This window comes from Streptomyces sp. LS1784 (assembly GCF_020103755.1).
Lineage (GTDB): Bacteria > Actinomycetota > Actinomycetes > Streptomycetales > Streptomycetaceae > Kitasatospora.
Genome location: NZ_JAHSQD010000005.1, coordinates 45,217 through 55,795 on the forward strand (window position 1 = coordinate 45,217; position 10,579 = coordinate 55,795).

Below are 10,579 nucleotides of genomic sequence, written 5' to 3' on the forward strand. Positions count from 1 at the left end.
AGTAATTCCATGCCGCGTCCCACCAAGGGTGCCCGCCTGGGCGGTGGCCCGCACCACGAGCCGCTGCTGCTCGCCGGTCTGGCCCGTGAGCTGTTCCAGTACGGTCGCATCACCACCACCGAGGCCAAGGCCCGCCGCCTGCGCCCGCTGGCGGAGAAGCTGATCACCAAGGCGAAGAAGGGCGACATCCACAACCGTCGCCTGGTGCGCAAGACGATCACCGACATCGCCGTGCTGCACACCCTCTTCACCGAGATCGCGCCGCGCTACGAGAACCGCCCGGGTGGCTACACCCGCATCACCAAGATCGGTCCCCGTCGTGGCGACAACGCCCCGATGGCCGTGATCGAGCTGGTCGAGGCGCTGACCGTCGCGCAGACCGCCGTCGGCGAGGCCGAGGCCGCCACCAAGCGCGCCGTCAAGGAGGCCGAGGAGGCCAAGGTCGAGGAGACCAAGGCCGACGAGGCTGCCGAGGCCGAGCAGGCCTGACACCTCCAGGTGTTCGCGGGCCCGCTTCCCCAGCGATGGGGGAGCGGGCCCGTTCCCGTCCATTGGCCGATCAGAGCAGTCCGGGAGTTGAGAAGCAGTGGTCAACGATTGCGCCGAGCAGCCGCCGGTGAAGGACGGCCCGGCCGACGGGTACGTCCGGGTTCGGCTCGACCTCGCCTACCAGGGCGCCGAGTTCTCCGGCTGGGCCCGCCAGAAGGGCGGCCGCCGGACGGTCCAGGAGGAGATCGAGAGCGCGCTCCAGATCGTCACCCGCAGCCCGGAGCTGTTCCCGCTGACCGTGGCCGGCCGCACCGACGCCGGGGTGCACGCCCGCGGCCAGGTCGCCCACGTCGACCTGCCGGCCGAGCTGTGGGCGGCGCACCGGGAGAAGCTGCTGCGTCGGCTGGCCGGCCGGCTCCCCGGGGACGTCCGGATCTACCGGGTCGGCGAGGCGCCGCCCGGGTTCGACGCCCGCTTCTCGGCGATCTGGCGCCGGTACGCCTACCGGGTCGCCGACCACCCCGGCGGGGTGGACCCGCTGCTGCGCGGCCACGTGCTCTGGCACGACCGGCCGCTGGACATCGACAGGATGAACGCGGCCGCGCAACTGCTGCTCGGCGAGCACGACTTCGCCGCGTACTGCAAGAAGCGCGAGGGCGCCACCACCATCCGCACCCTGCTGGAGCTGCACTGGGACCGTGTCCCGGTGGACTCCTACGCCGCCCAGGAGGGCTCGCTCGCGGTCGCCACCATCCGGGCCGACGCCTTCTGCCACAACATGGTCCGGGCGCTGGTCGGCGCGATGCTGCTGGTCGGTGACGGGCACCGGCCGGTGGAGTTCCCCGGCGAGGTGCTGGCCGGCGGGGTGCGCAACTCCGCCGTCAACGTGATCCGGCCGTACGGGCTCACGCTGGAGGAGGTCGGCTACCCGCCGGACGACCAGCTGGCCGAGCGCAACCGGCTGGCCCGGCGGATGCGCACCCTGCCCGGGCAGGCCGCTCCCGCATAATCCGTTTTGGCCGGAGGCGTCCGCTTGCGAGAATCGTCCGCATGGGACACGTCGAGATTTCGCACCTGGAGTACTACCTGCCGGACGGGCGGGTGCTGTTCGACGACGCGTCCTTCCGGGTCGGCGAGGGCGCCGCGGTCGCCCTGGTCGGTGCCAACGGGGCCGGCAAGACCACCCTGCTGCGGATGATCGCGGGGGACATCCAGCCGCACGGCGGCTCGGTGACGATCAGCGGCGGGCTCGGCGTGATGCGCCAGTTCGTCGGCACCACCGGCCGTGAGGACCAGCAGTCCACCCCTGGCGCCCTGCCGGCCGACGCCTCGGTGCGCGACCTGCTGGTGTCGGTCGCCCCGGAGCGGATCGCCAAGGCGGCCCGCGCGGTGGACGCCGCAGAGCTGGCGATGATCGCCCAGGACGACGAGAAGACGCAGATGGCCTATGCCCAGGCGCTCTCCGACTGGGCCGACGTCGGCGGTTACGACTACGAGACCGACTGGGACGTCTGCACCATGGCGGCCCTCGGCATGCCCTTCGACAAGGCCCAGTGGCGCGGCCTGAACACCCTCTCCGGCGGCGAGCAGAAGCGGCTCGTCCTGGAGGCGCTGCTGCGCGGCCCGGAGGAGGTGCTCCTGCTCGACGAGCCCGACAACTACCTGGACGTCCCGGCGAAGCGCTGGTTGGAGGAGGCCATCAAGGCCACCCAGAAGACGGTCCTGTTCATCTCGCACGACCGCGAGCTGCTCTCCAGGACCGCCGACAAGATCATCAGTGTCGAGTCCGGAGCGGCCGGCAGCAGCGTCTGGGTGCACGGCGGCGGCTTCGAGACCTTCCACGAGGCCCGCAAGGCCCGCTTCGAGCGCTTCGAGGAGCTGCGCCGCCGCTGGGACGAGGAGCACGCCAAGCTCAAGAAGCTGGTCGTCACCCTGCGTCAGGCCGCCTCCGTCAGCCACGACATGGCCTCCCGCTACTCCGCCGCGCAGACCCGGCTGAAGAAGTTCGAGGACGCTGGCCCGCCGGAGGCGCCGCCGCGCGAGCAGTCCATCACCATGCGGCTCAAGGGCGGGCGCACCGGCGTGCGCGCCTTCACCATGGAGCAGCTGGAGCTCACCGGACTGATGCAGCCCTTCGACCTGGAGGTCTTCTACGGCGAGCGGGTCGCGGTGCTGGGTGCCAACGGCGCCGGCAAGTCGCACCTCCTGCGGCTGCTGGCCGGTGACGGGACGGTCGCGCACACCGGCGAGTGGAAGCTCGGCGCCCGGGTCGTCCCCGGCCACTTCCGGCAGACCCACGCCCACCCGGAGCTGTTCGGCCGCACGGTGCGGTCGATCGTCGAGGAGGAGCACGCGCTCAGCCGCGGCGCCGCGATGGGGGCGCTGCGCCGGTACGAGCTGGACCGCCAGGAGGAGCAGAAGTTCGAGTCGCTGTCCGGCGGGCAGCAGGCCCGGCTGATGATCCTCAAGCTCGAACTCTCCGGCGTGACGGCCCTGTTGCTCGACGAGCCGACCGACAACCTGGACCTGGAGAGCGCCGAGGCCCTGCAGGCCGGCCTGGAGGCCTTCGACGGCACCGTGCTGTGCGTCACCCACGACCGCTGGTTCGCCAAGACCTTCGACCGCTTCCTGGTGTTCGGCGCGGACGGCCGGGTGTACGAGTCGTCGGAGCCGGTCTGGGACGTGACCCGGGTGGAGCGCGAACGCTGAGTGACGGCCGCGCCTCCGGCGGGGAGGGGTCCGGGCGAGTTTTGACCCGTCCCGGCCGTGCCGGTAACCTGGACGCTTGATGTGCGTATTGGCTCGCTCTATCTCACGTGAGAGGTCGGTACGCCGGAGACATCAGGTCGTCGACCAGCGGTCCCCCTTGAATTGCGTCCAAGGATGGCCAGGCTGCTCTTCCGTCCGGGTGCTCCTGTCAGGACTCACTCACTGAAAAGCGAAGGCTACGACCGTGCGTACGTACAGCCCCAAGCCCGGCGACGTCCAGCGTCAGTGGCACGTCATCGACGCGACCGACGTCGTGCTCGGCCGCCTGGCTTCCCAGGCCGCCAACCTCCTCCGGGGCAAGCACAAGGCGATCTACGCGCCGCACGTTGACACTGGTGACTTCGTCATCATCATCAACGCCGACAAGGTGCACCTGTCCGGTAACAAGAAGACCCAGAAGCTGGCCTACCGCCACTCGGGCTTCCCGGGCGGTCTGCGCTCGGTGCGCTACGACGACCTCCTGGACAAGAACCCGGAGAAGGCCGTCGAGAAGGCCATCAAGGGCATGATCCCCAAGAACAGCCTGGGCCGCCAGATGCTCTCGAAGCTGAAGGTCTACTCGGGCGACCAGCACCCGCACGCTGCCCAGCAGCCGGTGCCGTTCGAGATCACCCAGGTCGCGCAGTAATTCGGCCACCAAGCCCCCCAACACTGAAAAGAGCTGAGGAACACCGTGGCCGAGACCACTGAAACCCTTGAGGTCGACTTCGACGAGACCGTCGTCGAGGGCGAGTACACCTCCGAGGAGAGCTACACCTCCGAGTCCCTGGCCGGCCGCTTCGGCGAGGCCGTCCCGGGCGCTGGCCTTGGCCGCCGCAAGGAGGCGATCGCCCGCGTGCGCATCGTCCCCGGCACCGGCCAGTGGAAGATCAACGGTCGCACCCTTGAGGGCTACTTCCCCAACAAGGTGCACCAGCAGACCGTGAACGAGCCCTTCAAGCTCCTGGAGCTGGACGGCCGTTACGACGTCGTCGCCCGCATCAGCGGTGGCGGCGTCTCCGGCCAGGCCTACGCGCTGCGCCTCGGCGTTGCCCGTGCCCTGAACGAGGCCGACGTGGACAACAACCGCGGCGCGCTGAAGAAGGCCGGCTTCCTGACCCGTGACGCCCGCGCCGTCGAGCGCAAGAAGGCCGGTCTGAAGAAGGCCCGCAAGGCGCCGCAGTACAGCAAGCGCTAATCGCCTCCCCGGGGGTGCGGTCCGCCCTGGCGGCGCACCCCCTGGTTGCGCGAAACCGTCGCCCCGGAGTACCCCGTGTACTCCGGGGCGACGTGTTCCCCGGCTATGGTGCGGCGGCCGGGATCATCGGTTGGGTTCCGAGCAGTGGTGATGGAGGACGGGACAGTGGGACGACTCTTCGGTACGGACGGCGTACGCGGGGTGGCCAACGAGGGCCTGACGGCGGAGCTGGCGCTCGGCCTGTCGGTCGCGGCGGCCCATGTGCTCGGCGAGGCCGGAGCCTTCGACGGCCACCGGCCGGTCGCGGTGGTCGGCCGTGACCCGCGTGCCTCGGGCGAGTTCCTGGAGGCCGCCGTCATCGCCGGTCTGGCGAGCGCCGGCGTCGACGTCCTGCGGGTCGGCGTCCTGCCCACCCCGGCCGTGGCGTACCTCACCGGCGCGCTCGGCGCCGACTTCGGCGTGATGCTGTCCGCCAGCCACAACGCCATGCCGGACAACGGCATCAAGTTCCTCGCCCGCGGCGGCCACAAGCTGGACGACCGGATCGAGGACGCGATCGAGGCCCACTACCGCAAGCACACGCTCGGCGACGAGGACTGGAACCGTCCGACCGGCGCGGCCGTCGGCCGGGTGCGCGAGTACACCGAGGGCTTCGACAGGTACGTCGCCCACCTGATCGGCGTGCTGCCCAACCGCCTGGACGGCATCAAGGTCGTCATCGACGGCGCCCACGGCGCGGCCGCCTACGTCGCCCCCGAGGCCTTCGCCCGGGCCGGCGCCGAGGTGGTCCACACCCTGGGGGCCGAGCCCACCGGCCTCAACATCAACGACGGCGTCGGCTCCACCCACCTGGACCGGCTGCGCGCCGCGATGAAGGAGCACCGGGCGGACCTGGGCATCGCCCTGGACGGCGACGCCGACCGCTGCCTGGCCGCCGACGCCGAGGGCAACGAGGTGGACGGCGACCAGATCATCGCCATCCTCGCGGTCGCCATGAAGGAGGCCGGCACCCTGCGCCGCAACACCGTGGTGGCCACCGTGATGTCCAACCTCGGCTTCAAGCTGGCGATGGAGCGCGAGGGCGTCGAGCTGGTGGAGACCGCCGTCGGCGACCGCTACGTGCTGGAGGCGATGAAGGAGCACGGCTTCGCGCTGGGCGGCGAGCAGTCCGGCCACGTGATCCTGCTGGACCACGCCACCACCGGTGACGGCACCCTGACCGGCCTGATGCTGGGCGCCCGGCTGGCCGCCACCAAGCAGCCGCTGGCCGACCTGGCCGCCGTGATGACCCGGCTGCCGCAGGTGCTGATCAACGTCAAGGGCGTCGACAAGTCCCGGGTGAGGACCAGCACCGAGCTGGCCGCCGCGGTCGCCGCGGCCGAGGCCGAGCTGGGCTCCACCGGCCGGGTGCTGCTGCGCCCGTCGGGCACCGAGCCGCTGGTCCGGGTGATGGTCGAGGCCGCCGACCCGGCGCAGGCCGAGACGGTCGCCCAGCGGCTGGCCGAGGCGGTGCGCACCCACCTGGGCTGAGCCCCGGACACGTCGAAGGGCCCCCGCGCCGCGGGGGCCCTTCGACGTGCGCTCAGAGCTTGCGCAGCAGCGCCCGGCGGACCTTGTGGTCCGGGCCCTTCTGGAGGACCAGGGTGGCCCGGCCGCGGGTCGGCAGCACGTTCTCCAGCAGGTTGGGCTTGTTGATGGTGCGCCAGACCTGCCGGCCGTACTCCATCGCCTCCTCCTCCGGCACCTCGGTGAAGCGGCGGAAGTAGGAGTTCGGGTCCTGGAAGGCGGTCTGCCGCAGCTTGCGGAAGCGGTCCAGGTACCAGTGCTCGATGTCGTCGGTCCGGGCGTCGACGTAGATCGAGAAGTCGAAGTAGTCGGCCACCGCGAGGCGGGTGCGGCCGTCGGTGCCGGGCAGGGCCGGCTGGAGCACGTTCAGGCCCTCGACGATCAGGATGTCCGGGCGCTCCACGGTCAGCCGCTCGTCCGGCACGATGTCGTACACCAGGTGCGAGTAGACCGGCGCGCTGACCCGCTCCTTGCCCGCCTTCACGTCCGCGACGAAGCGCATCAGCGCCCGGCGGTCGTACGACTCGGGGAAGCCCTTGCGGGCCATCAGGCCGCGGCGGCGCAGTTCCGCGTTGGGCAGCAGGAAGCCGTCGGTGGTGACCAGTTCGACCCGCGGGTGCTCGGGCCAGCGGGCGAGCAGCGCCTGGAGCAGGCGGGCGGTGGTGGACTTGCCGACGGCGACGGAGCCGGCCACGCCGATGATGAACGGGGTGCGGGTGCGCTCGGTGTCCGGGGTGTCCAGGAAGGTGCCCAGCGTGCCGCGCAGCTCGTGCGTGGCGTGGATGTACAGGTTCAGCAGGCGCGACAGTGGCAGGTAGACGTCGCGGACCTCGTCCAGGTCGAGGGCGGTACCGAGGCCGCGCAGCCGTTCCACCTCCTCGGCGCTCAGCGGCAGCGGCGTACGCTCGCGCAGCGCGCTCCACTCGGCCCGGCTGAGGTCCACGTAGGGGGACGGTGACGGGCCGGGCGTGGCGGCGCCCCGCGTACAGAGTTCGGTCAGCACATGCTCCATTGTGAGCCGTGGCGGCGTTCACGGTGGCTGTGGTGTCGGTCACGCAGCGTTCCCGCGCGGCGGGAATGCGGTCGCGGAACCGCCCTTATGCTGGCACGCATGTGCGGAATTGTTGGATATGTGGGCGCTCAGTCAGCCCTCGACGTAGTAATCGCCGGCCTGCAGCGCCTGGAGTACCGGGGTTACGACTCGGCCGGCGTCGCAGTGCAGGTCCAGGACTCCGAGGGGCAGTGGACCCTGGCCACCGACAAGCGGGCGGGCAAGCTCGCCAACCTGGAGAAGTCGCTCGCCGAGACCCCTCTGCCCGGCGGCACCACCGGCATCGGCCACACCCGCTGGGCCACCCACGGCGGCCCGACGGACGCCAACGCCCACCCCCACCTGGACGACCACCAGCGGGTGGCCGTGGTGCACAACGGCATCATCGAGAACTTCGCCCAGCTGCGCGCCGAGATCGCCGAGCGCGGCCACACCCTCCGGTCCGAGACCGACACCGAGGTCGTCGCCCACCTGCTGGGCGAGGCCTACACGGGCGACCTCGCCGAGGCCATGCGGGTGGTCTGCCGTCGGCTGGAGGGCGCCTTCACCCTCGTCGCCGTGCACGCGGACGCGCCGGACGTGGTGGTCGGTGCCCGCCGCAACTCGCCGCTGGTGGTCGGCCGCGGCGAGGGCGAGAACTTCCTCGCCTCGGACGTCGCCGCCTTCATCGCCCACACCCGTGAGGCGATCGAGCTGGGCCAGGACCAGGTGGTCGAGCTGCGCCGGGAGGGCGTGACCGTCACCAACTTCGACGGCACCCCCGCCGACGTGCGCGAGTACCACGTCGACTGGGACGCCTCCGCCGCCGAGAAGGGCGGCTACGACTACTTCATGCTCAAGGAGATCGCCGAGCAGCCGAAGGCGGTCGCCGACACCCTGCTCGGCCGGATCGGCACCGACGGCCGGCTGACCCTGGACGAGCTGCGGATCTCCGACGCCGACCTGCGCTCGGTCGACAAGGTCGTCATCGTGGCCTGCGGCACGGCCTTCCACGCCGGCATGATCGCCAAGTACGCGATCGAGCACTGGACCCGCATCCCCTGCGAGGTCGAGGTCGCCTCCGAGTTCCGCTACCGCGACCCGATCATGGGCCCGGGCACGCTGGTCATCGCGATCTCGCAGTCCGGCGAGACCATGGACACCCTGATGGCCCTGCGGCACGCCCGTGAGCAGGGTGCCAAGGTGCTGGCGATCTGCAACACCAACGGCTCCACCATCCCGCGCGAGTCGGACGCGGTGCTGTACACCCACGCCGGCCCGGAGGTCGCGGTCGCCTCCACCAAGGCGTTCCTGACCCAGCTGGTCGCCTGCTACCTGGTCGCCCTGTACCTGGGCCAGGTGCGCGGCACCAAGTGGGGCGACGAGATCTTCGCCGTCATCAAGGAGCTCGGCGACGCGCCGAAGCAGGTCGAGCAGGTCCTGGAGACCATGGAGCCGGTGCGCGAGCTGGCCCGCTCGCTGGCCGACGCCCGCTCGGTGCTGTTCCTCGGCCGCCACGTCGGCTTCCCGGTGGCCCTGGAGGGCGCGCTCAAGCTCAAGGAGCTGGCGTACATGCACGCCGAGGGCTTCGCGGCGGGCGAGCTCAAGCACGGCCCGATCGCGCTGATCGAGGAGGGGCTGCCGGTCGTGGTGGTCGTGCCCTCGCCGCGCGGGCGGTCGATCCTGCACGACAAGATCGTCTCCAACATCCAGGAGATCCGGGCCCGCGGCGCCCGCACGATCGTGATCGCCGAGGAGGGCGACGAGGCGGTCGTGCCGTACGCCGACCACCTGATCCGCATCCCGGTCACCCCGGTGCTGCTCCAGCCGCTGGTCTCCACCGTCCCGCTCCAGGTCTTCGCCTGCGAGCTGGCCACGGCCAAGGGCCACGAGGTCGACCAGCCGCGCAACCTGGCGAAGTCGGTCACCGTCGAGTAGTCCGCGCTCGTCGGCAACGGCGCCCCTGCGGTGGCTGCGTCCTACCGCAGGGGCGCCGTGTCGAGCGTGAAGGAGAACGGAGTGGGCAGGTCGATCGTCTTGCCGAACTCGACCTTGCTCTGGGTGATGTAGTCCCCGTCCTCAGGGTTGGTGAACAGCGTGACCGTGCCGTCGCTGCGGTCGATCAGTAGGTAGCACGGGATGCCGGCGGCGGCGTATCCCCTTCGCTTGGGCTCGCGGTCCTTGTGTGGATTGGTCGAGGTGACCTCGAAGACGAGGAGGACGTCGTCCGCCGGGGCCCAGGAATCCAGATGGTCGAAGTGGTCGGCCGGAACGACGGTGCCGTCGGGGATGAACCGGCCTCTGGGGGTGATCAGGCCCTTGACCCCTGCGATGTCCAAATCGATCGCGGCGTTCCGAAAGAACTGCTTGGCGAGTTTCGAGACCGCGCCCTCGTGTTGTCCATCCGGTGGCGGTGTCACGACGATCTCCCCTTCGATGAATTCGGCCTTGCTTCCCAGCGGGGTGTCCAGCTCCAGAAACGCCTGGAGGAGGCTGTCCTCGCCCAGCGGGTGCTCGACTGCCGGCATGGCGACCATGGCCCTTCTCCCTCCTGCTGGTTCGTACCGAGCCACAAGGTAGGTGCACGGACTCAAGCCGGTGGGGGATCGAAGTGGTTGTCACTCGAAAGTGTGCCGCAGGCCCGGCTCCCGTGGGGCGGGGGCGCGGGTTAGCGTCGGCGGTACGTCGACTGCTGAAGGAGCCCCTGCCATGCGTCATGCACACCGGGTGGAAGCCGTCCGGGCCGCCGAGGGCGAGCTGATGGCACGGCTGCCGGAGGGAACGTTGATGCAGCGGGCGGCCGCCGGACTGGCGGCGACCTGCGCCCGGCTGCTGACCCGGCGCCGGGGGAGGGTGTACGGCAGCCGGGTGACGGTGCTCGCGGGCAGCGGGGACAACGGGGGTGACGCCCTGTACGCCGGGGCCGCGCTGGCCCGGCGCGGGGCGCGGGTGACGGCGGTGCTGCTGACGCCGGAGAAGGCGCACCCGGGCGGGCTGGCCGCGCTGCGGGCCGCCCGTGGGCGGGTGGCGGTGGAGCAGGAAGTCGGCCTGGCCGACTTCTCGCGTGCGGACCTGGTGCTGGACGGCATCGTCGGCATCGGCGGCCGGGGCGGGCTGCGCCCGGAGGCCCGGCCGTACGCGCAGGCCCGGCGGTCCGGGATCGTGGTGGCGGTGGACCTGCCGAGCGGGGTGGACGCCGACACCGGCGAGGTGCCGGGTGCGGCCCTGCGCGCGGACGTCACGGTCTGCTTCGGCACCTACAAGCCCGGGCTGCTGGTGGACCCGGGGGCCGAGTACGCGGGCGCCGTGCAGCTGGTCGGCATCGGACTGGAGCTGCCCGCCGCGGAGGTGACGGCGCTCCAGCACGCGGACGTGGCGGCGCTGCTGCCGGTGCCGGGCGCGGAGAGCGACAAGTACCGGCGCGGCGTGGTCGGGGTGGCGGCCGGTTCGGCGACCTACCCGGGGGCGGCGCTGCTGGCGGTGGCCGGGGCACTGCACGGCGGCGCGGGCGCCGTCCGGTACGTGGGCACCGCCGCCGAGGAGGTGGT

The 10,579-nt window shown here is 71.4% G+C and carries 10 protein-coding genes; 8 read left to right on the top strand and 2 right to left on the bottom strand.

From position 1 onward, the window contains the following. The first annotated feature begins 9 nt into the window (after window positions 1-9). The 6 genes from rplQ (at window position 10) to glmM (ending at window position 5,965) form a co-directional block, all read left to right on the top strand. On the top strand, window positions 10-489 hold the full coding sequence (rplQ, locus tag KS423_RS01540; protein WP_224273920.1) for a 50S ribosomal protein L17: 480 nt from the start codon (window positions 10-12) through the stop codon (window positions 487-489). 97 nt (window positions 490-586) lie between these two features. Then, entirely contained in the window at window positions 587-1,498 is a 912-nt protein-coding gene (truA, locus tag KS423_RS01545; RefSeq protein ID WP_224273928.1) for a tRNA pseudouridine(38-40) synthase TruA, read from the top strand. A 41-nt stretch (window positions 1,499-1,539) separates the two neighbouring features. Continuing rightward, window positions 1,540-3,198 (top strand): ABC-F family ATP-binding cassette domain-containing protein, encoded by a 1,659-nt coding sequence (locus KS423_RS01550; protein ID WP_224273930.1) that lies wholly within the window; start codon window positions 1,540-1,542, stop codon window positions 3,196-3,198. A gap of 244 nt (window positions 3,199-3,442) precedes the next feature. Further along, window positions 3,443-3,886 carry a 50S ribosomal protein L13 gene (gene rplM / locus KS423_RS01555; protein ID WP_035848207.1) on the top strand — a complete coding sequence of 148 codons (444 nt, stop codon included), beginning with the start codon at window positions 3,443-3,445 and terminating at the stop codon, window positions 3,884-3,886. A gap of 45 nt (window positions 3,887-3,931) precedes the next feature. Further along, a complete protein-coding gene (gene rpsI, locus KS423_RS01560; protein WP_224273932.1) occupies window positions 3,932-4,435 on the top strand; it encodes a 30S ribosomal protein S9 in 504 nt (167 codons plus the stop codon). A 165-nt stretch (window positions 4,436-4,600) separates the two neighbouring features. Beyond that, the gene (glmM, locus tag KS423_RS01565) at window positions 4,601-5,965 is read left to right on the top strand and encodes a phosphoglucosamine mutase (RefSeq protein ID WP_224273934.1); all 1,365 of its coding nucleotides are present in this window, start codon (window positions 4,601-4,603) and stop codon (window positions 5,963-5,965) included. A 52-nt stretch (window positions 5,966-6,017) separates the two neighbouring features. Here the strand turns inward: glmM and coaA are convergent, their stop codons facing one another. After that, on the bottom strand, window positions 6,018-7,013 hold the full coding sequence (coaA, locus tag KS423_RS01570; protein ID WP_224273936.1) for a type I pantothenate kinase: 996 nt from the start codon (window positions 7,011-7,013) through the stop codon (window positions 6,018-6,020). Window positions 7,014-7,112: 99 nt separating this feature from the next. Here coaA and glmS point away from each other — a divergent pair, with 99 nt between their 5' ends. Continuing rightward, a complete protein-coding gene (glmS, locus tag KS423_RS01575; protein ID WP_224273943.1) occupies window positions 7,113-8,969 on the top strand; it encodes a glutamine--fructose-6-phosphate transaminase (isomerizing) in 1,857 nt (618 codons plus the stop codon). 41 nt (window positions 8,970-9,010) lie between these two features. Here the strand turns inward: glmS and KS423_RS01580 are convergent, their stop codons facing one another. Then, window positions 9,011-9,559, bottom strand: coding sequence for a Uma2 family endonuclease (locus KS423_RS01580; RefSeq protein ID WP_224273952.1), 549 nt, complete (start codon window positions 9,557-9,559; stop codon window positions 9,011-9,013). 181 nt (window positions 9,560-9,740) lie between these two features. On the opposite strand from KS423_RS01580, the gene KS423_RS01585 reads away from it, so the two are divergent. Further along, a partial coding sequence (locus KS423_RS01585; protein ID WP_224273950.1) for an NAD(P)H-hydrate epimerase occupies window positions 9,741-10,579 on the top strand: 839 nt, incomplete at its 3' end.